This is a genomic window from Microbacterium sp. NPDC055312, from assembly GCF_053645675.1.
Genome location: NZ_JBSHMU010000004.1, coordinates 137,135 through 159,071 on the forward strand (window position 1 = coordinate 137,135; position 21,937 = coordinate 159,071).

The window sequence follows — 21,937 nt, forward strand, 5'->3', positions numbered from 1 at the left end:
GGAGGGAAGAGAGATGAAGACAATGCAGAGCTGGTTCGCGGCCGGCCGTGATCTGGCGGAGGACGAGCGGGGCGACGTGCCGGGCTGGGTGCTCGTCACGCTCATGACCGCAGCGCTGGTCGTCGTGATCTGGGCCGTCGCCGGCCCCGCGCTGGTCGACCTGTTCGAGCAGGCGATCTCGCGCGTCTCGGGCATCTGATCGCCGCGTGAGATGCGTGTGCGCTCGCTGCTCGCCGATGAGCGGGGTTCGAGTCCGGTCGAGTTCGTGCTCGTCGGTGCGCTGCTGACGGCGCTCACCCTCGCCGTGCTGCAGATCGCGCTCGCGATGTACGTGCGCAACGTCGTGCACGACGCCGCGGTCGAAGGGGCGCACCACGCGGCGCTCGCCGACACGACGCTCGGCGAGGGCGCCGCGCGCACCGAGGCCGTGATCACCCGGGCCGTCGGGGCGGAGTACGCCGGCGACGTCGCGATCGGGGAGGACACGAGCCTGGGCCATCCCAGCGTGCTCGTGCGGGTGCGCACCACGCTGCCCGTGCTCGGCCTGCTCGGCGTCCCGTTCGGTTTGGAGGTGGAGGCTCGTGCACCCGTCGAATCGTTCGGAGACGACTGAGTCGCTGCTTGACGACGAGTCCGGCTCCGCTGCGCTGGAGTTCATCGTCGCCGGCGTGCTGCTGCTCGTTCCGCTCGTGTACCTGGTGCTCGTGCTGGGCGCCGTGCAGGAGCAGACGCTCGGCGCCGAGGCCGCCGCGCGCCACACCGCGCGCGTGATCGGTCAGGCGCCGGATGCCGAGGCCGCCGCCGAACGAGGCGATGCGGTGCTCGCCGGGGTGATCCGCGAGTACGGGATGGACGGGGGCGCGGTCGACGTGGGGATCACCTGCCGCCCGACATCGGCCGCGTGCCCGAGTGCGGGGGCGACGGTGATCGTCACCGTGCGCACCGAGGTGACGCTGCCACTCATGCCGCCGATCTTCGGATTCGATGAGCTGGCCGCCATTGCGGTCGAGGCGCAGGCGGCGCAGAAGATCTCGAGGCTGTGGGGCAGCGGATGAGCCTGCGCACGCGGCTTCGCGCCGCGCTTGCCGATGACGACGGCAGTGTGCTGCCGCTGGTGCTCGGCTACGTGCTGCTCGCCATCGCGGTGATCTTCGTGTGCGTGTGCGCCACCGACCTGTACATCGCGCAGAAACGCCTCGACTCGCTCGCGGACGCCGCGGCGCTCGCCGGATCAGACGGGTTCACCCTGCAGGCCGAGGGTGACGGGGTGCGGGCCCAGCTCACCGACGACGGCGTGCGCGAACAGGCGTCGGCAGTGATCAGCGCCGTCGACGGCGACTCCGAGCTCGTCTCGGCGGGAACGCCCGACGGGGTGTCCGCGCGCGTCACGGTGGCCGCGGCCTGGCATCCGCCGCTCTTCTCGCCCTTCGTGCCCGACGGCGTGCCGCTCGAGGCGACGGCGACCAGTCGCACCGCGCTGCGCTGACCGTGCCGTCAGCGATCGTGCCGCGGCAGGAACTTCGGCGTCCACACGGCGAAGCCCGCAGCACCCAGCAGTGCCACGCCGCCCATCACCCCGGTCGCCAGCGGCAGGGAGGCGAGCGCGACGATCGACGCGATCACGACCGGGGCGGCCGCGCCGCCGGCATCCGTCAGGGTCCGCCACGCGCCCAGGAAGGTCGCCGGATCCCGTTCGGGGGCGAGGTCGGCGCCGTAGGTGAGCAGGATGCCGCTGGAGAGGCCGTTTCCGAGGCCGAGCACGGCGGCCATCAGCACGAACCACATCGTCGCCTGATCGAGGTCGTGCGTGACGGAGAGGGCGATGAGGCCTGCGCCCATGAGCAGCATGGCGGGCAGCGCCGCCCAGATGCGCCCGAAGCGGTCCATCACCTGGCCGCTCGCGTAGAACAGGGCGAAGTCGATGGCACCCGAGACGCCCACCACGATCGCGATCGTGCTGGCGTCGAGCCCGAGAGACACGCCCCACAGCGGCACGATCACCTGACGGGCCGAGCGCACCGCCGACAGCGCGGCGGCCGACAGGCCCAGACGCATCAGGACGCCGCGGTAGTACGAGATCGTCTCGAACACGCCGTACCGGTCGCGGGTCGGAATCGATCCGGTCACGACCTCGCCGGTGTCTTCGGCGACGGCGGCACCGGTGGGCTTGAGCAGCACCGGACTGGTCTTCTCGGGGTCGGGCCCGAACAGCACGAGCGGCACGATCGCCGCGCAGCACACGATCAGCGCCCAGATCGTCGACTGCTCCGACCCGGTCAGCCCGATCAGCGCGGCCGCGACGAACGGCCCGATGAAGACGCCGAAGCGGAAGCTGCCGCCCAGCAGCGACAGCGCCCTGGCGCGGAACCGGGGCGGCACGCGCGTCGTCATGAACGCGTGCCTGGCGAGCCCGAACGCCGCCGCGCAGAAGCCCAGCACGAACACCGCAGCGGCGAACAGGGCGAGGTGCTCGGCGAGCAGCATCCCGACACCGGCCGCGATCGACAGCGTGCCGGCGACGACCATCGTGAGCCGTTCGCCGAGCCTTGCGACCAGCGCACCGGCGGGCAGGTTTCCGCACAGCTGGCCGATCACCAGCGCGGCGGCCACCAGCGCGGCCAGCGACACGTCGGCGCCGAGCCGGGTGGCGATCACCGGGATGAGGGGGATGACCGCGCCTTCGCCCAGCGAGAAGAGCACGGTCGGCGCGTAGACCATCGGTCCGAACCGTCTCAGGACACCCGCGGCACTGTCAGTCACGACGTTCACGCTAGCCGCGCTCGCACGTCGACCGACGCAGGGACATACCGCGGTCAGGGAGACCGCCACCTGGCGCGATAGGGTGGACTGCCATGTTCGAACTCGATCTCTCCGCCGACATACAGGCCCTGCGACACACCTTCGGCGACATCCGCGAGGTCGTCGACGTCACCTCCCTGCGCGAGGACATCGCGCGACTCAGCGAGGAAGCCGGCGCCCCCGACCTCTGGGACGACCCCGAGCAGGCGCAGAAGGTGACCAGCGCGCTCAGCCACAAGCAGGCCGACCTCAAGCGCGTCACCGAGGTCGAGCGTCGCCTCGACGATCTCGACGTGCTCATCGAGCTGGCCAACGAGATGCAGGACGAGGACTCGGCCGCCGAGGCGCGCGCCGAACTCGAATCGCTCACGCAGACCATCAACCAGCTCGAGGTGCAGACGCTGCTCGACGGCGAGTACGACGACCGCAACGCGATCATCACGATCCGCTCGGGCGCCGGCGGCGACGACGCCACCGACTTCGCCGAGATGCTCATGCGCATGTACCTGCGCTGGGCAGAGCACCACGGCTACCCGGTGAAGGTGATGGACACCTCGTACGCCGAGGGTGCCGGCATCAAGTCGGCCACCTTCGAGATCACCGCGCCCTACGCGTTCGGCACGCTGTCGGTCGAGGCCGGCACCCACCGCCTCGCCCGGATCAGCCCGTTCGGCTCGGCCGACAAGCGCCAGACCTCGTTCGCCGCGGTCGAGGTCATCCCGCTGATGGAAGAGGCCACCGAGGTCGAGATCCCCGAGAACGACATCCGCGTCGACGTGTTCCGCTCGTCGGGCCCGGGCGGACAGTCGGTGAACACCACCGACTCCGCGGTGCGCCTGACCCACCTGCCCACCGGGATCGTCATCTCGATGCAGAACGAGAAGTCGCAGATCCAGAACCGCGCCGCGGCGATGCGACTGCTGCAGACCCGTCTGCTGCTGCTGCAGAAGGAGCAGGAGGCGGCGAAGAAGAAAGAGCTCGCCGGCACGATCACGGCCAGCTGGGGCGATCAGATGCGCTCGTACTTCCTGTACGGACAGCAGCTGGTCAAGGACCTGCGCACCGGCCACGAGTCGGGCAACCCGGCCAGCGTCTTCGACGGCGACCTCGACGACTTCATCTCGGCGGGCATCCGCTGGCGCAAGCGCAAGGACGAGGACTGATCCTCACCGACCACGAAGAACGGCCCCGAGCTCGAGCTCGGGGCCGTTCTTCGTCTACGCCGATGTCGCGGGGCGCCGGGTCACTGCATCGCGCAAATCGAGGCCGCGTCGGTGAGGGTCGAGCCGAACTCCATCGCGTCATCGGGGTCGGTCAGCGCCAGGTCGCCGTCGGCGATCTGCTGCAGCGACGCGTCGCTCATGTCCGATGCGACGAGCTCCTCGCCGAGGCACTGCAGCATGCCCTCGGGGTACTCCATGTCCTGCTGCTGGAGCATGATCTGCTCGAGTCCCAGCGCGACCTCGTCGGCGGTGGGACGCTCGCCGGTCGCGTCGGGCGCGGCCGACTCGTCGGGTGCCGCCGACTCGTCGGGGTACGGCGACTCCGAGGCGTAGGGCTCCTCCGAGGCGTACGGGTCGTAGGACGATTCCCACGCGCTGTCGGCGATGGTCGCGAACAGGGTGATGCTGAGCACGATCGTGGCGACGATGCCCATCACGATCGACAGGATCAGACCGACGATGCCGGGCCACTTCGCGGTGTTCTTGATGAACAGCGCGATGATCGACACGACGAACGCGGCGAAGAGCAGGAACGAGCCGATGCCGAACGTGACGAAGTTCGGGATGCACGCGATGATGCCGCCCACGACGGCGAGCCCGAGCCCGACGTACCCGAGCACCGGGGTCTTGCGCGGTCCGGCATCGGGCGCAGGGTACGCGCCGGCGTACGCCGGGGCCCCGCCGTAGGGCGCGGGCGCACCGTACGGGTTCTGCGGGTCGACGTTCGCGGTTCCCGGGTAGCCCTGCTGGCCGTAGCCGGGCTGTCCGTACGCGGGCTGCCCGTACGGGTCCTGCCCGTACGACGCCTGTCCGTAGGGCGCCTCGCCGTACCCGCTCTGCGGGTAGCCCTCCGGCGTGACGGCCGGGTACACCTCGGTCGGCTGGTCGGTGTCCCCGGCGCCGGGCGCGACCGGCGGGGTGTACTCGCCGTACGGATCGGCGGATGCCCCGGCATCCGGCACCGCACCCGCGTCCGCAGTCGGCTCCGTGGGCTCAGCGGCAGCGTTCTCGGGTGCGTAGTGCTCGGTCCACTGCTCGCCGTCCCACCAGCGCTGGCGTCCCGATCCGTCGTCGTACCATCCTGCGGGAACGCTCATGGCCTTCTCCCTCGTCTCCGTCGTCTGCGCCGGCGGATCGAACCGCGCGGCCTGCCCTCGGGGCGCATGCGCACCCCTACGTGTATATCAGTCGCGGTCGACGGGAACGCCTCGGGGGAGTGTCGCTGGCTGCCCCGGCTCGGTCGGCGCCTAGGCTCGAATGGCCATGATCCGGTTCGAGAACGTCACTAAGCGCTATCGCGGCACGAAACGCCCCGCACTGTCAGAGGTCGACTTCAACGTCGAAGCAGGGGAGTTCGTCTTCCTCGTCGGAGCCTCGGGCTCCGGCAAGTCGACGTGCCTGCGGCTGGTCCTCCGCGAGGATGTCCCCACCACCGGCCGTGTCGCCGTGCTCGGCCGCGACCTCCGCTCACTCGCCAACCGCAAGGTGCCGTACTTCCGCCGGCACATCGGCTCGGTGTTCCAGGACTTCCGTCTGCTGCCGTCGAAGACCGTCGCGCAGAACGTCGCCTTCTCGCTGCAGGTCATCGGCTCGTCGCGCGGATTCATCCAGCAGGCGGTGCCCGAGGCCCTCGCGCTCGTCGGCCTCGACGGCAAGGCCAAGCGGATGCCGCACGAGCTCTCGGGCGGTGAGCAGCAGCGCGTCGCGATCGCGCGCGCCATCGTCAACCGACCCAAGGTGCTGCTCGCCGACGAGCCCACCGGAAACCTCGACCCTGCGACCTCGGTGGGGATCATGCAGCTGCTCACCCGCATCAACGCGGGCGGCACGACGGTCGTGATGGCCACGCACGAGGCGGCGTTCGTCGACCAGATGCAGCGCCGCGTGATCGAGCTCAAGGGCGGCGAGATGGTGCGCGACGAGGTCGGCGGCGGCTACGGCGACACCTCCAGCATCCCGCGCCTCATGCCCGAGGCGGTGCCCGGCGCCGCCGTGGCCGCGGCGCTCACCGCCGTGCAGGAGATCCAGCGCGAGACGATCACCGGCGTCGTTCCGACGCCGCCCGTCGAGCAGTCGGCAGCCCCGCATCCGGCCTCCCGGACGGCGTCGAACCCGGACGCCGCGCAGTCGACCGCACAGGGCGCGCAGCGCCCGCCCGCGGTGGCCACCCCGCCCGAGGAGCAGGCGGAGGTCGCCGCTCCGCGAACCACCCCGATCGTGATCCCGGAGGTGGAGGTCGCCGAGCTCGGCATGGCCGACCGGCTCGGCCTCTCGCGTGACGACGACGAGGAAGTGGGCCCGACCTCATGAACTTCGGACTCATCGTCGGCGAGGCGCTGATCGGCCTTCGCCGCAACATCTCCATGGTCATCTCGGTGGTGCTCGTCACCTTCGTCTCGCTGACGTTCGTCGGCGCGGCCATCCTCATGCAGACGCAGATCCAGACGATGCGCGGCTACTGGGGCGAGAAGGCCGAGGTCACCATCTACATGTGCTCGCCGTTGTCGACGTCGCAGAACTGCACGTCAGACGAGGCGACCGAAGAGCAGATCACGACCGTCAAGGACGACCTCGCCGGTCCCGCGCTCAAGCCGCTGATCAGCGAGGTCGCCTTCGACGACAAGGAGACGACCTACCAGAACTGGATCGAGCGCTTCGGCGAGGAGCAGGCGAACGCGTTCGGCGTCGAGAACATGGGTGTCGCATTCCGCGTCACCATGAAGGATCCGCAGCAGTCGCGCGTGCTCACCGAGGCCTTCTCGGGAGTCGCCGGCGTCGACGAGGTGCAGGATCAGCGCCGTCTGCTCGATCCGCTGTTCTCAGCGCTCACCGTGGCGACCTACATCGCCGTGGGGGTCGCGGCTCTCATGCTCATCGCCGCCGTGCTGCTGATCGCCACGACCATCCGGCTGTCGGCGTATGCGCGCCGCAAGGAGATCGGCATCATGCGTCTGGTGGGCGCGTCGAACCGATCGATTCAGACGCCGTTCGTGCTCGAGGGCGTGTTCGCCGCGTTCCTCGGATCGGTGTTCGCCAGCGCGGCCGTGCTGGCCGGGGTGAAGTTCGGCGTCGAAGGGTATCTCGCCGAGCGGGTCCCGTTCATGCGTCCCCTGGTCGACATGCAGGATGCCGCGTTCGTCGTGCCCGTGCTGATCGGCATCGGCGTCGTGCTGGCGGCCTTGTCTGCCGGCTTCGCGATCCGGCGCTGGCTGCGCACCTGATCCTTCGACAGGCTCAGGAACCGACAGGGACGGGTCCAGGAACCGACAGGGATGGGCTCAGGAACGATAGGGATGGGCTCAGGAGCCGGTAGGCTGAGGGGCTGTCCATCGTCAGGAGAAGAACATGCCCAGGGAACGCGGGGAGAAGGTCATCGCGACCAACCGTCGCGCGCGTCACGACTACAACCTCGAGAAGTCGTACGAGGCGGGCCTCGTGCTCACCGGCACCGAGGTCAAGTCGCTGCGCCAGGGGCGTGCGAACCTCAGCGACGGCTACGCGTACGTGAAGGGCGGCGAGGCGTACCTCGACGCCGTGCACATTCCCGAGTACTCCCAGGGGCACTGGACCAACCACTCCGCCAAGCGCATCCGCAAGCTGCTGCTGCACAAGGACGAGATCCGCAAGCTCGAGCACGCCGTCTCGGCCGGCGGCTACACCCTCATCCCGCTGAAGCTGTACTTCTCCGACGGCCGCGCCAAGGTCGAGATCGCGCTGGCGAAGGGCAAGAAGGAGTACGACAAGCGGCAGACCCTGCGCGAGCGCCAGGACACCCGCGAGGCCGCACGCGCCATGCGTCTGCGCAACCGCGTGGGGGAGTAAGGCCCTTCGACAGGCTCAGGGGCCCAGTGGGACTCAGGCCCTTCGGCAGGCTCAGGGGCCCCGTGGGGCTCAGGCCCTTTGGCAGGCTCAGGGACCCATACAGGCTCAGGGGCCCAGTCGGGGCTCGAAGCCGAACGTGCGCCCCAGGAAGCGCAGCTCGGCCTCCAGCGATGCGATGATCGTCTCCGCCGCGCGGAAGCCGTGGCCCTCGCCCTCGAACAGCAGGTACTCGTGCGGCACGCCCCTGGCTTCCAGCGCGTCGCGGATCGCCTCCGACTGCGACGGCGGCACCACCCGGTCGTCCGACCCCTGCTGCAGCAGCACCGGCACGTCGATCCGGTCGGCGTGCGAGAGCGGCGACCGCTCGATGTACACGCTCTCCGCCTCGGGCAGCGGTCCGACCAGGCCATCGATGTAGTGGGCTTCGAAGTCGTGGGTCTCGGCCGCCAGCATCCGCAGATCCGCCACGCCGTATCGTGAGATGCCGGCGGTGAACGTCCCGCCGCGCACCAGCGCGCACAGCACAGTCCAGCCGCCGGCCGATCCGCCGCGGATCGCGATGCGGGCGGGATCGGCGAGTCCGGCGTCGGCCATGCCGCGCGCGGCGGCGATCACGTCGTCGACGTCGACGACGCCCCACTGCCCGTCGAGACGCTCGCGGTACGCCCGGCCGTAGCCGGTCGAGCCGCCGTAGTTCACATCGAGCACGCCGATGCCGCGGCTGGTCCAGTACGCGTACGCGGTGGATGCCGCCCCCGAGACGTGCGCGGTGGGGCCGCCGTGCACCATGACGATGTACGGCGGCAGCTCGCCGTCGGGCGCGGAGGCGTCGGGGCTGGTGGGCGGGTAGTCGAATGCGTGCACCGGCCCGTGCGGGCCGTCGAAGGTCACCGGGCGGGCACGGGGAACCCAGTGGGCATCCGCCTCGGCACCGCCGGTCACCGTCGTGATCGTGCCGTCGTCGAGGTCGACGCACCACAGCCCCGCCCCGACCGTCCGGCCCGCGCCCGAGACGAGCACCCGCGATCCCTGCGCGTCGTCGATGCTCGCGCCGGCCGTGATCGGCAGGGTGAGCAGCTCGACGACGTCGCCGTCGGGCGAGATGAGCACGATCTCATCGGCCCCGTTCGTGCGCACGGCGACGATGCGGCCGTCGTCGAGAGGCTGGTACCAGCGGTTGCCGAGCACCCACAGGCCTCCGCCGGTGTCGGCGTCGGCCAGGCAGAACGGCTCGGTCGTCGCCGGCGGGGTGGGCGCGGGCGGCGGCGCGACGTCCACGACGTGTGCGAGGTGCAGGTTCCAGCGTCCGGTGGCGTCGTCGGCGTACAGCAGCCGGTCGTCCGAGAGCCACTCCGGCTGCACGGGCGCCCGGCTCGGGACTCCGGCATCCCAGCCCGACTCGAGATGCATGACCGAGACGATCGCCCGCTCCCACGGCATGTGCTCGGCGTTCCACTGCACGTACGCCAGCTGCTTCCCGTCGGGCGAGAGCGCCGGATGTGCGACGAAACCGTTCACCGAGACGTGCGTCTGCACGGCAGACTCGTCGTCCGCCGCCGTGCCGTCGAGCGGGATCTCGACGATCGCGCGCACGTGCGGATCGGGTCGCAGGTCCTCGCGCACCGCGAGCAGGCGTCCCCGCTGCAGCCGCAGGCCGCCGTACGCGGGGCCTGCCGCGGTCAGCGGCTCGGGGGCGCCGCCGCGCGGCATCCGGTGCACCCGCTGGTCGCCGCCGTGCACGAAGTACAGCGTGCCGTCCGCATCGGCCGTCCACGCTCCGCCGCCGTACTCGTGCACGCGCGAACGCGCGTTCCACGGCGCGGGCAGGATCTCGTCGCCGCTCGAACTGCGCACCGTCACCCGACCGCCCTCGGCGGGAACGGATTCGCCCCACCACACCTCGTCGCCGACGAAGCGGGCTCCGTCGATGCGGGGGGACGCCTGCGCGATCATCTGCGCGGTGAACGGTGAGGGCCACGAGCCGTACGGTGCGGTCATGATCCGAGCCTAGCCAGACCCGCAGGCGACACACGGCGTCACACAGTGTGCGCCGCCCCGAGCGGCTGTCCTACCGTCTGAGGACACCCCGCCGCCCGGTCCCGAAGGAGAATCGCCATGAGCAGCATCCCGTTCTCCTTCGAGCTGTACCCGCCGCGCACCGCCGAGAGCACGCGCGCCCTGCACGACACGATCGACCGCCTCGCCGAGGCGGGGCCGGAGTTCATCTCGGTCACCTACGGCGCGGGAGGATCGACCGGCGGCCGCTCACTCGACGTGCTGCGATACATCCGCACGCACACCGACACCGAACCTCTCGCGCATCTCACCTGTGTGGGCAACACCTACGCGGGCGCCGCCCGTCTTATCCGCGAGTTCCTGGATGCCGGTGTGCTGAGCTTCCTCGCGCTGCGCGGCGACCCGCCGGCGGGCCAGAGCGAAGACGACGCGTTCCTCGGCGACCTCGAGAGCTCGGCGCAGCTCGTGCAGCTGATCGACCGTGTGCAGGCCGAGCGAGCGCCGTACGAGGAGTCACCGGTGCGCGGCAATCCGGGGGCCGTGCGGGTCGCACCGCGCCGCAAGGTGAACATCGCCGTCGCCGCCTTCCCCAACGGCCACCCGCGCTCGGCGTACAGCAGCCAGCACGTCGACGCGCTGCTCGCGAAGCAGGCCGCCGGGGCGACCGTCGCGATCACGCAGCTCTTCTTCCACCCCGATCACTACCTCGCGTTCGTCGAGCGTGCGCGCCGCGCCGGCGTGACGATCCCGATCCTCCCGGGCATCATGCCGATCACCTCGCCCGCGCGCCTGGCGCGGGTGCTCGAGCTGACCGGTGAGGAGCTGCCGAGCGAGCTCGCCATCGAGCTCGAGGTCGAGCCGACCACCGAGGGGCGTCGCCGGATCGGCATCCGCTGGGCCGCCGACCTCATCCGCGCCGTGGTCGACGGCGGGGCGCCCGGTGTGCACCTGTACGCGTTCAACCAGCACGAGACCGTGCTCGACGTCCTCCAGTCCGCCGGGGTCATCCCCGCGCGCCAGCTCTCCGCAGCATCGAAAGGAATCTCATGACCGCTTTCCCCGCAGGGACGATCCTCGGCTACCCGCGCATCGGCCGCCGTCGCGAGCTGAAGAAGGCCGTCGAGGCATTCTGGGCCGGCCGCTCCGACCAGGCCGAGCTCGAGCGCACCGCCGCCGAGCTGCGTGCGACGACGCGCGTCCGTCTCGCCGAGCTCGGCCTCGGCCGCGATGACTCGTCGATCCCCGAGTCGTTCTCGTTCTACGACCAGGTGCTCGACGCCGCGGTCACCGTCGGTGCCATCCCGACCCGCTTCGACGATCTGCGCGACGCCGACGGCACCATCGGACTGGATGCGTACTTCACCGTCGCCCGCGGCGAGGGCGAGCGCGCACCGCTCGAGATGACCAAGTGGTTCGACTCGAACTACCACTACCTCGTGCCCGAGATCGGCCCCGAGACGACCTTCTCGCTCGCCAGCGAGCACCTCGTGCAGCAGGTCGCCGAGGCCGCGGCCGCCGGGTACGTCACCCGTCCGGTGATCGTCGGACCGGTCACCCTGCTCGCCCTGGCGAAGGCGTCGGATGACGCACCGGAGGGCTTCGAGCCGCTCAGCCGCCTCGATGACCTGCTGCCGGTCTATGCCGCGCTGCTCGCGAAGCTGAAGGCCGCGGGCGCTGAGTGGGTGCAGCTCGACGAGCCGGCGCTGGTCAGCGAGTCGCTGCCAGTCGACACCGCGACTCTGGCGGATGCCGCAGCCCGCGCCCTCGCGGTGCTCGGCGGCGCGAGCGCACGCCCGCAGATCTTCGTGGCAGCCCCGTACGCCGCGCTCGGCGCGACGCTCGACGTGCTGGCCGCCGCCCCCGTCGAGGCGATCGGCATCGACCTCGTCCGCGGCGAGGTGCCCGCCGCGCTGCCCGCGCTCGACGGGAAGACCCTCGTCGGTGGCGTGGTCGACGGACACAACATCTGGCGCGGCGACCTCGACGCGGCCTTCGCGAAGCTCGAGTCGCTGCGCGCTCTCGGCGCGGCCGCGGTGTCGGCATCCACCTCCACCTCGCTGCTGCACGTGCCGCACGACGTCGACGACGAGACGGCCCTCGATCCGCGTCTGGTCTCGTGGCTCGCCTTCGCCGACCAGAAGGTCGGCCAGGTCGTCACCCTCGCGCAGGGTCTGGGCCAGGGCCGGGATGCCATCGCCGACGCTCTCGACGCGGCATCCGCCGCCCTCGCCGACAGGCACGACGCGCCCGGCGTGCGCGACGGTGCCGTGCGCGCCCGCGAGGTCGCCGAGGCGGAGTACTCACGCGTGTCGTACGCCGAGCGCGAGAGCGCGCAGCAGGCGCTGAACCTGCCCGCGCTGCCCCTGACGACGATCGGCTCGTTCCCGCAGACCGGCGACATCCGCCGGGCCCGCGCCCAGTTCCTGCGCGGCGAGCTGCCCGCTGACGACTACGACGACTTCCTGCGTCGCGAGATCGACCAGGTCGTCGCCCTGCAGGAGGAGCTCGGCCTCGACGTGCTCGTGCACGGTGAGCCCGAGCGCAACGACATGGTGCAGTACTTCGCCGAGCACCTCGACGGATTCGCCGTCACCCAGCACGGCTGGGTGCAGTCCTACGGCTCGCGCGCCACCCGGCCCTCGATCCTCTGGGGAGACGTGTCGCGCCCCGCGCCGATCACCGTCTCGTGGGCCGCGTACGCCCAGTCGCTCAGCGCGAAGCCGGTCAAGGGCATGCTCACCGGCCCCGTGACGATCCTCGCGTGGTCGTTCGTGCGCGACGACCAGCCGCTCGCTGAGACCGCCGACCAGGTCGCCCTCGCGCTGCGCGAGGAGATCACCGACCTCGAGGCGGCGGGCATCGCGATCATCCAGGTCGACGAGCCGGCGCTGCGCGAGCTGCTGCCGCTGAAGGCTGCGGATCAGGCCGACTACCTCGACTGGTCGGTGCGCTCGTTCCGCCTCGCGACCGGCGGTGCCGCTGCGGCCACGCAGATCCACACGCACCTCTGCTACTCGGAGTTCGGCGTGGTGATCGATGCGATCCGCGCCCTCGACGCCGATGTGACCTCGATCGAGGCCGCGCGCAGCCGGATGGCGGTCGTCGCCGACATCGCGCGCTTCGGCTTCGATCACGGGGTCGGCCCCGGCGTGTACGACATCCACTCACCGCGGGTGCCCAGCGTCGAGGAGATCGAGGCGCTGCTGCGTCGCGCCGTCGACGAGCTGCCGCTGCGGCAGCTGTGGGTGAACCCCGACTGCGGTCTGAAGACCCGCGCCTACGAGGAGACCGTCGAGTCGCTGCGCAACATCGTCGAGGCCACCCGTCGCGTCCGTGAGGACGTCGCGGTCACCGTCTGAGGCACCACCAGCACGAAGAGAGGCGCCCCTTCCCGACCGGGAAGGGGCGCCTCTCCTGGTCGCGGCGGCGCGATCAGACCGAGCGGAGCACCGCGACGACCTTGCCGAGCACGACCGCCTCGTCGCCGAGGATGGGCTCGAACGCCGAGTTGCGGGGCAGCAGCCAGGTGTGCCCGTCGCGCCGGCGGAAGGTCTTCACCGTCGCCTCGCCGTCGATCATGGCGGCGACGATCTCGCCGTTCTCGGCATCGTTCTGCGTGCGCACGACGACCCAGTCGCCGTCGCAGATCGCCGCGTCGATCATCGACTCACCGTTGACCTTCAGCATGAACAGATCGCCCTTGCCGACCAGCTGCCTCGGCAGCGGGAAGATCTCCTCCACCTGCTGGTCGGCCGTGATCGGCACTCCCGCGGCGATCTGCCCGACGAGGGGCACCAGCGCGGCGTCCCCCACGGACGGGGCGGTGTCCGCCGGGTTCTCGGTGCCGCTGCCGGGAAGGTCGATCAGCACCTCCATCGCGCGGGTCTTGCCCGGGTCGCGGCGCAGGTAGCCGCTCAGCTCGAGCTGCCCGAGCTGGTGAGTGACGCTCGAGAGCGACTTCAGCCCCACCGCGTCGCCGATCTCACGCATGCTCGGCGGGTAGCCGTGCCGGGCGATCGAGGTCTGGATGACCTCGAGGATCGCCATCTGCTTGGGGCTCAGGCTCTTGCGGCGCCGCGTGCGGGGAGCCTCGGCTGCGGTCTCGGGGGTGTCGCTCATGGCTGCTCCTTCATGCCCTCACACGGTGCGGATCCGCGTCGTCGCGGGGATCCGGTTCGAATGTCGGTGGCCCATGGTGGGCTGACTTCATCGAAACCGTATCCGAGTTCGCTCGGAAAACGGAAGATCTGTTCGAGCGTGTCGCAGAAGTGGTGGCACGGTATTCGAAGAATTCTTGACAGATGTTCGATATCGAAGATAGGTTCGGAACGTAGCTTCGCATCCGGCATCCCCGGCCGGATGCCGGATGCGAAAGCTGCACCACTTCCGCCCGATGGGCGGGGGAGAGCGAAGAGGAGCATCACATGAGCACCACCAGCATCCAGGCCCCCGAGACCTCTACGGTCACGGCCGCTGCAGGGCGTTCTGTCTCGACCCGGCTGCGCCTCACCGCGCGCGGTCGCCGTCTGCTCGCCGCCCTCGCAGCCGCACCGGTCATCGCCGGCATCGCCGTCTCTCTGCTGGCCGGGGGCTCGGCGGTCGCTTCCGGTGAGAGCGAGCCGGTCGCCTTCGAGACCGTGACGGTGCTGCCCGGTGACACGCTCTGGTCGATCGCCGCCGAGGCCGCGCCCACCTCCGATCCGCGCGACGTCATCGACGACATCAAGCGTCTCAACGACCTCACCACCGGCATGATCCAGGTGGGCACCTCGATCGCGATCCCGACGGCCTATTCCGGGTGAGTGCGCGCCGTCATGCGCGGCGGCGCGCGCGATGCGCCGCCTACGATGGAGCATGTGACATCCCTCGATGAGCTGCCCCTCCGCGCCGACCTGCGCGGGCTCACGCCGTACGGTGCCCCGCAGGCGCCGCTTCCGGTCGCTCTGAACGTCAACGAGAACACGCATCCGGTTCCCGACGAGGTCGCCAGTGACATCCTCGACGACATCGCCCTCGCGCTGCGAGACGTCAACCGCTACCCCGATCGCGAGTTCACGCCGCTGCGAGAGGCGTTCGCCGCGTATCTCGGTCACGGACTGACAGCCGAGCAGATCTGGGCGGGAAACGGCTCGAACGAGGTGCTGCAGCACATCATGCAGGCATTCGCCGGCCCCGGCCGGACGGCGTTCGGGTTCGCGCCCACCTACTCGATGTACCCGCTGATCACGCAGGGCACGGGCGCGCAGTGGATCGCGGGCACCCGGCACGACGACTTCACGCTCGACCCCGATGACGCCGCGCGGCAGGTCGCCGGGGCCGACCCCGACGTCGTCATCCTCTGCACCCCGAACAACCCCACCGGCACGCCGCTGGGACTCGACGTCATCGAGTCCGTGTACGAGGCGGCGCGCGGCATCGTGATCGTCGATGAGGCCTATCAGGAGTTCGCTCCGCACGACGCGCCCTCGGCGCTGAGCCTGCTGGCCGGCCGGCCGCGGCTCGCGGTCTCGCGCACGATGAGCAAGGCCTTCGCATTCGCCGGCGCCCGGGTCGGCTATCTGGCCGCCGACCCGGCGTTCATCGACGCGCTGCGGCTCGTGCGCCTTCCCTACCACCTCAGTGCTCTGACTCAGGCCGCCGCCGTCGCGGCGCTGCGCAACTCGTCGACCATGCTGCAGATGGTCGACGAGATCGTCGAGCAGCGTGACCGGATCTCGGCCACCCTCGAGGCCCTCGGGTACCGGCCGCACGCCTCGTGGTCGAACTTCGTGCTGTTCGGCGGAGTCGAGGACCCGCAGGCTCTCTGGCGAGCGCTGTACGACCGCGGAGTGCTCATCCGCGACGTCGGGATCCCGCATCACCTCCGTGTCTCTGCCGGCACCGAAGCCGAGACCACCGCATTCCTGGAAGCCCTCGCGTCGATTGGATCGCCCGCATGACCACCCGCACCGCCCGCCGGACCCGCAGCACCTCCGAGTCGACCGTCGAGGTCGTCGTCGACCTCGACGGCACGGGACGCAGCGACATCGACACGAGTGTTCCGTTCTTCGACCACATGCTGACGGCGTTCGCGAAGCACTCGCTCACCGACCTCACGGTGCGCGCCACGGGCGACACGCACATCGATGCGCACCACACGGTCGAGGACATCTCGATCGTGCTCGGCCAGGCGATCCGCGAGGCACTCGGCGACAAGGCCGGCATCTCCCGCTACGGCGATGCGCTGGTGCCCCTCGACGAGGCTCTCGCTCAGGCCGTGGTCGACATCTCGGGCCGCCCGTTCCTCGTGCACGACGGAGAGCCCGCCGGATTCGAGTTCCACCTCATCGGCGGTCACTTCACCGGATCGCTGGTGCGCCACGTGTTCGAGGCGATCACCCTCAACGCCGGCCTGACCGTGCACGTGCGCCTCCTCGGGGGCCGCGACCCGCACCACATCGCCGAGGCCGAGTTCAAGGCGTTCGCCCGCGCGTTCCGTCAGGCCAAGGCGCTCGACCCGCTCGTCGAGGGCGTCCCCTCGACGAAGGGTGCACTGTGACCGAGCGGCGCGTGGTCGTCTTCGACTACGAGTCCGGCAACGTGCACTCCGCCGTGAAGGCTCTGGCCGCGGCGGGCGCCGAGGTCGAACTCACCCGCGACCGCAGTCGTGCCCTCGAGGCGGACGGACTGCTCGTGCCCGGCGTGGGCGCGTTCGCGGCCGTTCGCGACGCGCTGGTCGCACACGGCGGTGACGAGATCATCGACCGGCGCCTGGCCGGCGGACGCCCGGTGCTCGGCATCTGCGTCGGCATGCAGGTGATGTTCGAGCGCGGCGTCGAGCGGGGCCAGCCCGCCGACGGGCTGGGGGAGTGGCCGGGCACGGTCGCCGAGCTGGATGCCCCGGTGCTGCCGCACATGGGCTGGAACACGGTCGAGCCGGGGGAGGGCAGCGTGCTGTTCCGCGGCATCGAGGACGAGCGCTTCTACTTCGTGCACTCGTACGCGGCCACGGCGTGGGAGCTCGACGTCATCGCGCCGTTCCCGCAGCCGGCCGTGACGTGGGCGACCCACGGTGAGCGCTTCATCGCGGCGGTCGAGAACGGTCCGCTCTCGGCGACGCAGTTCCACCCCGAGAAGTCGGGGGAAGCGGGCATCCGGCTGCTGCGCAACTGGATCGAATCGCTCTGATCCCACCGCGGCGGGCGTGACGAGCGCACCGAGGGACGCTCCGTGCCGTGGTCAGAGTCCGCGCGCGACGGCTGCCCCCGCAGCCAGCCAGGCGGTCTGCGTCGCCGGCGCCAGGGCTCCGAGCCGCAGGTGTCCGTCGACCATCTCGTGGTCGAACGGAATCGCGACCACCTCTCGTGCCAGGTCGCGGTAACCGGTCACCACCTGGTCGACATCGGCCGCAGTGGCCTTCGGGTCGGCCTGAGTGACGACGACCACCGATTGCCGGGCGAGCCGTGCCGATCGCTCGTCGCGGTCCTCGAGCGCCTCGAGCAGCAGAGCACCCGCCTCGGCGTGGTCGTCGCGAGTCGTGGTCGCCACGACGATCTGATCGGCATGGTCGATCATGCGCAGCCACATCGGGTCGGACTCGTCGTTGCCGGAGTCGATGATGATCAGACGGTAGTACTTCGTCGCCACGGCGTGGATCGCGTCGATGTCCTCCGAGCGCAGACGGTTCTCCTGCGCGAGCCGGATGGGTTTGGAGCGCAGCACGTCGTATTTCTCGCGCGCCTGATGGTGCACGTAGCGGGCGAGGTCGGCCGACTGGGCTCCCGCGCCCAGCAGACGATCGGTCTCGGGGAGCAGCTCGAACAGCGTGTGGTCATGCGGGCCGGTGTCGGTGCGCCAGCCCAGGGTGCCACGGGTCTGGTTGTTGTCCCAGGCGAGCACTCCCGCGCCCCCGAAGCGCGCGAAGACGGCCGAGAGCAGAACAGTCGAAGGGGTCTTGCCCGCGCCGCCCTTGCCGTTCACCACGGCGATCGTGCGCGGACCGGGCCAGTGCTGGCTGACGAGCAGCTCGTCGTCGCGCACTGCCCGCTCCGCTGCGCCGGGGGCGAGCGAGAATCCGATGCGGTTCAGCATGCCGCGGGCGCCCGTCTTGGCCGGCTCCTCGTGGGGCTCGTGCTGCAGGAACGACGGCCGCTCGCGCTGTTCACGTCGCGATCCGGGCGCCGGGGATGCCGGGGTCGCGACGGACGGGGATGCCGACGCCCGAGCGGGTGCCGGAGCCGGGGCTGCGGGCACGGATTCGGCAGCGGGGGCGGATGCCGGAGCAGCCGGGGCGGGAGGGGCGGATGCCGGAGCCGGGACTGCCGGAGCAGCCGGGGCGGATGCCGGAGCCGGGACTGCCGGAGCAGCGGGGGCTGCCGGGGCTGCCGGGGCTGCAGGAGCTACCGAGGATGCCGGCTCCGGAGCGCTGGACGCGCGGTGATACCGGGGCGCGTCGACGGGCCCGTCGGACGGCGTCAGGGGCACTTCCGAGACCAGCGGCTCCGACTCGGCCGATGACCGGCGCGTCGCGCCCGTCCGCCGGCGCAACGGACCTGCGCCGCTGCCTTTGTACGCGTCGGTCATGCCTCACGTCCCTCCGTGTCGATGGCGCACGGGCGAGGATGCCCCGCTCGTGCGCATCCGATCGTACCGTCGGGGGCCTGCGAGATCCCCGGTGGCCCGTGGCCCCGGGCGTCACGTCATTTGAGACGGCCTCCGTGCACGGCTACTCTGATCTCTCGTGCCCGCTCGGGCCGCCTCCACCCCTTTCGAAGGACGACATGAACGACTTCGCACAGTCCCCCTCGCTGATCCTGCTGCCCGCGGTCGATGTGGCCGGCGGCAAGGCGGTGCGCCTGACGCAGGGCGAGGCGGGCACCGAGACGAACTACGGCGACCCCGTCGACGCCGCAGGCGAGTTCGTCGATGCCGGCGCCCAGTGGATCCACCTCGTCGACCTCGACGCGGCCTTCGGGCGCGGCAGCAACACCGCGATCCTGCGCAAGGTCATCAAGCAGTACCGGGGCGTGAACATCGAGCTCTCGGGCGGCATCCGCGACGACGCGAGCCTCGACGCCGCTCTCGAGGCGGGCGCGACGCGCATCAACCTCGGCACCGCCGCCCTCGAGAACCCGGAGTGGTCGGCCGACGTCATCAGCCGCTACGGCGAGGCGATCGCCGTCGGCCTCGACGTGCGCGGCACGACGCTCGCCGCCCGCGGCTGGACGAAGGAAGGCGGCGACATCTGGGAGGTGCTCGAGCGTCTCGAAGAGGCCGGCTGCAGCCGCTACGTCGTCACCGACGTCACGAAGGACGGCACGCTGCGCGGCCCGAACCTCGACCTGCTGCGCGAGATCACCTCGCGCACGCCGAAGCCCGTGATCGCGTCCGGCGGCGTCGCGACTCTCGACGACATCGCGGCGCTGCGCGAGCTCGTGCCGCTGGGCGTCGAGGGCGCGATCGTCGGCAAGGCGCTCTACGCCGGCCAGTTCACCCTCGCCGAGGCGCTGGATGTCGCCGGCGACTGACGACTCCTGCGACCACGGGCACGGCAACACCGGCGACTCCGCCGGTGTGCCGTGGGAGGGTCGCAGCTTCCAGGCGAACCCCCACGCCGCGGACGACGGCTCGGCCGATCCCGCCCTGCTGGCCGCGCTGCTGCGCTTCCGCAGCGGGGAGGGCTCGCAGGTCGAGGTCGTCGACGCGTTCCGCGCCGCGCGTGTGCTCGTCCCGCTGATCGCCGAGGTGGGCGCTCAAGGGCAGGCTCAGGAAGCCATCTCAGAGGTGACCGGCCTGAAGGTCGACAAGACGCAGGAGCTCTCGATCGTCACCGTCGCCGCCCCCGACGGCCGTCGCGTGCAGCCCGTCTTCTCCTCCGTCGACACGATGCGCCGGTGGGATCCGACCGCCCGGCCGATCCCCGTCGAGGCGATCCGCGTGGCGCTGTCGGCGTCGAGCGAGCAGACCGACCTGATCGTGCTCGACCCGGCATCCGAGACCGAGTTCGTCATCCGTCGCCCGGCGGTCTGGGCGATCGCCCAGGCGCAGCGCTGGGAGCCCAGCCACCTCTCGCCCGAGGTCTTCACCGCGCTGCGCGAGAGCATCGCGCACGAGCTGGCGGTGATCGACGTGTCGGTCGCCCCTGGCGATCCGGATGCCCGGATGCGCGGCCCTGAGCTCATCGTCACCCTCGAGCTCGTCGACGGCCTGGAACGCGAGACGCTGGATGCCGTGCTCGCGCGGCTCGCGCAGCGTTGGGCAGCCGACGACCGGATGGCCGTGCTGGTGGACTCGCTGACCGTGAAGCTGACCCGCTCCGCCGGCTGACCCGGCCTGCAGGCATACGCGACCGGCGTTGCATGGCGCGCTCCGGATATGGTCGGGGCATGCGCAGACTGATCGCGGTCACCGGGCTGATGCTGACCGGCATCCTCACGACCTCCTGCGTGCCGCCGATCCTCGAGGCGTGCCCGGCGATCGGCTACATCACCAGCCTTCAGGTGGATGCCACCGCGATCCCGGAGGCGACCTGGGTGCAGCTCTGTGCGGATGTCGTGTGCTCTGCGGCTCCGGGGGAAGGCGAATCCGTCGATCTCGTCATCGGTGCGAGCGAGGACGGCCAGATGTGGGCGTTCTCGTTCATCGGGATCGAGACGCCTGACGACGTCATCATCCGCGTGACGGATGCCACCGGCGCGCTGCTGCAGGAAACCGAGCACCGAGTCGACTGGACTCATTCCACCGAGCGCTGCGGCGGTCCGTCGACCGCCGACCCGATCGTGCTGGTCAGTTGACCGGACCGGTCCACTTCTCGCCGGGACCCTTGCCGATCGGGTCGGGGATCACCGACGCCTCGCGGAAGGCCAGCTGAAGCGAGCGCAGACCGTCACGCAGCGAGCGAGCGTGCATGTCGCTGATCTCGGGAGCTCCCGCCGTGATGAGGCCGGCGAGGGCGTTGATCAGCTTGCGCGCCTCGTCGAGGTCGGTCTGCTGCTCGGGGGAGTCGGCCAGGCCCACCTTCACGGCCGCGGCGCTCATCAGGTGCACGGCCGTCGTGGTGATCACCTCGACGGCGGGCACATCGGCGATGTCGCGTGTCGCAGAGGCCGCGGCCTGCTCCTGCTGCTCCCAGCGATCGTGGCGGTCATCGTGGTGCTCGGCAGGAATCGTCACTTCGGGATGCTTTCTGGTAGACTTCTGCGGGCTTCGGAGTGTCATGCTCCGATACGAAAGAGGATTCTTATCCCACCCGCGCTTGCCGTTCCAGGCTACCGGGTTCAGCACCCCGCCGGTTCCGGTGGAAAGGGTGTCACAAGCCGGTGTGTCTGATCACGTCGGCGGGTGGGGAGAACTCCGATTTCGCCCGAGATGCGACCCGCATCCCGGTGGCCGAGAATCCACGTCTTAGGAGCTCCGCATCAGCGATCCCCGTACCAATGAGCGCATCCGCGTCCCCGAGGTCCGCCTCGTCGGTCCCGCGGGTGAGCAGATCGGCGTTGTCCGCATCGAGGCAGCGCTGCGTCTTGCCCAGGAGGCGGACCTCGATCTCGTCGAGGTGGCCCCCAACTCCAAGCCGCCCGTGGTCAAGATCATGGACTACGGCAAGTTCAAGTACGAGGCTGCGCAGAAGGCCAAGGAAGCACGCCGCAACCAGGCGAACACCATCCTCAAAGAGGTGCGCTTCCGCCTGAAGATCGAGGCTCACGACTACACGACCAAGCTCAAGCGCGCCGAGGGCTTCCTGAAGGCCGGTGACAAGGTCAAGGCGATGATCCTGTTCCGCGGCCGCGAGCAGTCGCGTCCCGAGCAGGGCGTGCGTCTGCTGCGCAAGTTCGCCGAGGATGTCGCCGAGTTCGGCACCGTCGAGTCGAACCCCACGATCGACGGCCGCAACATGGTCATGGTCGTGGCTCCGCTGAAGAACAAGTCCGAGGCGAAGGCAGAGCAGAACGCGGTCCGCACCGCGAACAAGCAGGCCGCGCGCGAGGCCAAGAGCAGCACGGACTCCGACCCGTCTGACGAGCCCGCGGCGTAAGCCGCCCCCATGCTCCCGCTTCCGAGCGGGTACCCACCGTCGCCCGCCAGGGCGCCACACGAAG

Annotated in this window: 24 protein-coding genes; 18 read left to right on the forward strand and 6 right to left on the reverse strand. The window is 70.5% G+C overall.

The window, feature by feature from the left end; genetic code table 11:
• Window positions 1-13: 13 nt before the first annotated feature.
• The 4 genes from ACWIDW_RS11845 to ACWIDW_RS11860 are packed head-to-tail and all read left to right on the forward strand — an operon-like array spanning window position 14 to window position 1,486.
• Complete coding sequence (locus tag ACWIDW_RS11845) at window positions 14-199, forward strand: hypothetical protein (protein ID WP_454125513.1); 186 nt, start codon at window positions 14-16, stop codon at window positions 197-199.
• A 12-nt stretch (window positions 200-211) separates the two neighbouring features.
• Complete coding sequence (locus tag ACWIDW_RS11850) at window positions 212-613, forward strand: TadE/TadG family type IV pilus assembly protein (RefSeq protein ID WP_454125515.1); 402 nt, start codon at window positions 212-214, stop codon at window positions 611-613.
• Entirely contained in the window at window positions 582-1,055 is a 474-nt protein-coding gene (locus ACWIDW_RS11855; RefSeq protein ID WP_454125517.1) for a TadE family protein, read from the forward strand. The genes ACWIDW_RS11850 and ACWIDW_RS11855 overlap by 32 nt, the downstream gene beginning before the upstream one ends.
• The gene (locus tag ACWIDW_RS11860; protein ID WP_454125518.1) at window positions 1,052-1,486 is read left to right on the forward strand and encodes a pilus assembly protein TadG-related protein; all 435 of its coding nucleotides are present in this window, start codon (window positions 1,052-1,054) and stop codon (window positions 1,484-1,486) included. The genes ACWIDW_RS11855 and ACWIDW_RS11860 overlap by 4 nt, the downstream gene beginning before the upstream one ends.
• Before the next feature lie 8 nt (window positions 1,487-1,494).
• Here the strand turns inward: ACWIDW_RS11860 and ACWIDW_RS11865 are convergent, their stop codons facing one another.
• Entirely contained in the window at window positions 1,495-2,718 is a 1,224-nt protein-coding gene (locus tag ACWIDW_RS11865) for an MFS transporter (RefSeq protein WP_454125563.1), read from the reverse strand.
• Between the two features lie 134 nt (window positions 2,719-2,852).
• On the opposite strand from ACWIDW_RS11865, the gene prfB reads away from it, so the two are divergent.
• A complete protein-coding gene (prfB, locus tag ACWIDW_RS11870) occupies window positions 2,853-3,962 on the forward strand; it encodes a peptide chain release factor 2 (RefSeq protein ID WP_454125520.1) in 1,110 nt (369 codons plus the stop codon).
• 80 nt (window positions 3,963-4,042) lie between these two features.
• On the opposite strand, the gene ACWIDW_RS11875 is transcribed toward prfB, so the two are convergent.
• A complete protein-coding gene (locus ACWIDW_RS11875) occupies window positions 4,043-5,119 on the reverse strand; it encodes a DUF2510 domain-containing protein (RefSeq protein ID WP_454125522.1) in 1,077 nt (358 codons plus the stop codon).
• 166 nt (window positions 5,120-5,285) lie between these two features.
• Between ACWIDW_RS11875 and ftsE the strand changes: the two genes are divergently transcribed.
• The 3 genes from ftsE (at window position 5,286) to smpB (ending at window position 7,844) form a co-directional block, all read left to right on the forward strand.
• Window positions 5,286-6,332 (forward strand): cell division ATP-binding protein FtsE, encoded by a 1,047-nt coding sequence (gene ftsE, locus ACWIDW_RS11880; protein ID WP_454125524.1) that lies wholly within the window; start codon window positions 5,286-5,288, stop codon window positions 6,330-6,332.
• Complete coding sequence (gene ftsX / locus ACWIDW_RS11885; protein ID WP_454125526.1) at window positions 6,329-7,243, forward strand: permease-like cell division protein FtsX; 915 nt, start codon at window positions 6,329-6,331, stop codon at window positions 7,241-7,243. The genes ftsE and ftsX overlap by 4 nt, the downstream gene beginning before the upstream one ends.
• A gap of 124 nt (window positions 7,244-7,367) precedes the next feature.
• Entirely contained in the window at window positions 7,368-7,844 is a 477-nt protein-coding gene (gene smpB, locus ACWIDW_RS11890; RefSeq protein ID WP_313357028.1) for an SsrA-binding protein SmpB, read from the forward strand.
• 105 nt (window positions 7,845-7,949) lie between these two features.
• Here smpB and ACWIDW_RS11895 read toward each other — a convergent pair whose 3' ends face one another.
• Entirely contained in the window at window positions 7,950-9,842 is a 1,893-nt protein-coding gene (locus ACWIDW_RS11895) for a prolyl oligopeptidase family serine peptidase (RefSeq protein WP_454125528.1), read from the reverse strand.
• 117 nt (window positions 9,843-9,959) lie between these two features.
• Between ACWIDW_RS11895 and ACWIDW_RS11900 the strand changes: the two genes are divergently transcribed.
• Together ACWIDW_RS11900 and metE are read left to right on the forward strand one after the other, a co-directional pair.
• A complete protein-coding gene (locus tag ACWIDW_RS11900) occupies window positions 9,960-10,910 on the forward strand; it encodes a methylenetetrahydrofolate reductase (RefSeq protein WP_454125529.1) in 951 nt (316 codons plus the stop codon).
• A complete protein-coding gene (gene metE / locus ACWIDW_RS11905; protein ID WP_454125530.1) occupies window positions 10,907-13,219 on the forward strand; it encodes a 5-methyltetrahydropteroyltriglutamate--homocysteine S-methyltransferase in 2,313 nt (770 codons plus the stop codon). The genes ACWIDW_RS11900 and metE overlap by 4 nt, the downstream gene beginning before the upstream one ends.
• 73 nt (window positions 13,220-13,292) lie before the next feature.
• Here the strand turns inward: metE and lexA are convergent, their stop codons facing one another.
• Window positions 13,293-13,979 carry a transcriptional repressor LexA gene (gene lexA, locus ACWIDW_RS11910; protein WP_454125531.1) on the reverse strand — a complete coding sequence of 229 codons (687 nt, stop codon included), beginning with the start codon at window positions 13,977-13,979 and terminating at the stop codon, window positions 13,293-13,295.
• A 305-nt stretch (window positions 13,980-14,284) separates the two neighbouring features.
• Here lexA and ACWIDW_RS11915 point away from each other — a divergent pair, with 305 nt between their 5' ends.
• From ACWIDW_RS11915 to hisH, 4 genes are read left to right on the forward strand one after another with little or no spacing between them, the layout of a single operon-like run.
• Entirely contained in the window at window positions 14,285-14,662 is a 378-nt protein-coding gene (locus ACWIDW_RS11915; protein WP_454125532.1) for a LysM peptidoglycan-binding domain-containing protein, read from the forward strand.
• A 45-nt stretch (window positions 14,663-14,707) separates the two neighbouring features.
• Entirely contained in the window at window positions 14,708-15,799 is a 1,092-nt protein-coding gene (locus tag ACWIDW_RS11920; protein WP_454125533.1) for a histidinol-phosphate transaminase, read from the forward strand.
• Window positions 15,796-16,398: an imidazoleglycerol-phosphate dehydratase HisB gene (gene hisB / locus ACWIDW_RS11925; protein WP_454125534.1), complete on the forward strand. Its 603-nt coding sequence runs from the start codon at window positions 15,796-15,798 to the stop codon at window positions 16,396-16,398. Before ACWIDW_RS11920 ends, hisB begins: the two co-directional genes overlap by 4 nt.
• The gene (gene hisH / locus ACWIDW_RS11930) at window positions 16,395-17,027 is read left to right on the forward strand and encodes an imidazole glycerol phosphate synthase subunit HisH (protein WP_454125535.1); all 633 of its coding nucleotides are present in this window, start codon (window positions 16,395-16,397) and stop codon (window positions 17,025-17,027) included. Before hisB ends, hisH begins: the two co-directional genes overlap by 4 nt.
• 51 nt (window positions 17,028-17,078) lie before the next feature.
• Here the strand turns inward: hisH and ACWIDW_RS11935 are convergent, their stop codons facing one another.
• Window positions 17,079-18,422, reverse strand: a complete 1,344-nt coding sequence (locus ACWIDW_RS11935; RefSeq protein ID WP_454125536.1) for a MinD/ParA family ATP-binding protein — start codon at window positions 18,420-18,422, stop codon at window positions 17,079-17,081.
• 197 nt (window positions 18,423-18,619) lie between these two features.
• Here ACWIDW_RS11935 and priA point away from each other — a divergent pair, with 197 nt between their 5' ends.
• From priA to ACWIDW_RS11950, 3 genes are read left to right on the forward strand one after another with little or no spacing between them, the layout of a single operon-like run.
• Entirely contained in the window at window positions 18,620-19,366 is a 747-nt protein-coding gene (priA, locus tag ACWIDW_RS11940; RefSeq protein ID WP_454125537.1) for a bifunctional 1-(5-phosphoribosyl)-5-((5-phosphoribosylamino)methylideneamino)imidazole-4-carboxamide isomerase/phosphoribosylanthranilate isomerase PriA, read from the forward strand.
• Window positions 19,350-20,165: an SseB family protein gene (locus ACWIDW_RS11945; protein ID WP_454125538.1), complete on the forward strand. Its 816-nt coding sequence runs from the start codon at window positions 19,350-19,352 to the stop codon at window positions 20,163-20,165. Before priA ends, ACWIDW_RS11945 begins: the two co-directional genes overlap by 17 nt.
• A 59-nt stretch (window positions 20,166-20,224) precedes the next feature.
• Entirely contained in the window at window positions 20,225-20,632 is a 408-nt protein-coding gene (locus ACWIDW_RS11950; RefSeq protein ID WP_454125539.1) for a hypothetical protein, read from the forward strand.
• Here the strand turns inward: ACWIDW_RS11950 and ACWIDW_RS11955 are convergent.
• Window positions 20,625-21,005, reverse strand: coding sequence for a DUF1844 domain-containing protein (locus ACWIDW_RS11955; protein ID WP_396654441.1), 381 nt, complete (start codon window positions 21,003-21,005; stop codon window positions 20,625-20,627). The genes ACWIDW_RS11950 and ACWIDW_RS11955 overlap by 8 nt on opposite strands.
• Window positions 21,006-21,255: 250 nt before the next feature.
• On the opposite strand from ACWIDW_RS11955, the gene infC reads away from it, so the two are divergent.
• Window positions 21,256-21,873: a translation initiation factor IF-3 gene (gene infC / locus ACWIDW_RS11960; protein WP_454125564.1), complete on the forward strand. Its 618-nt coding sequence runs from the start codon at window positions 21,256-21,258 to the stop codon at window positions 21,871-21,873.
• Window positions 21,874-21,937: the final 64 nt, after the last annotated feature.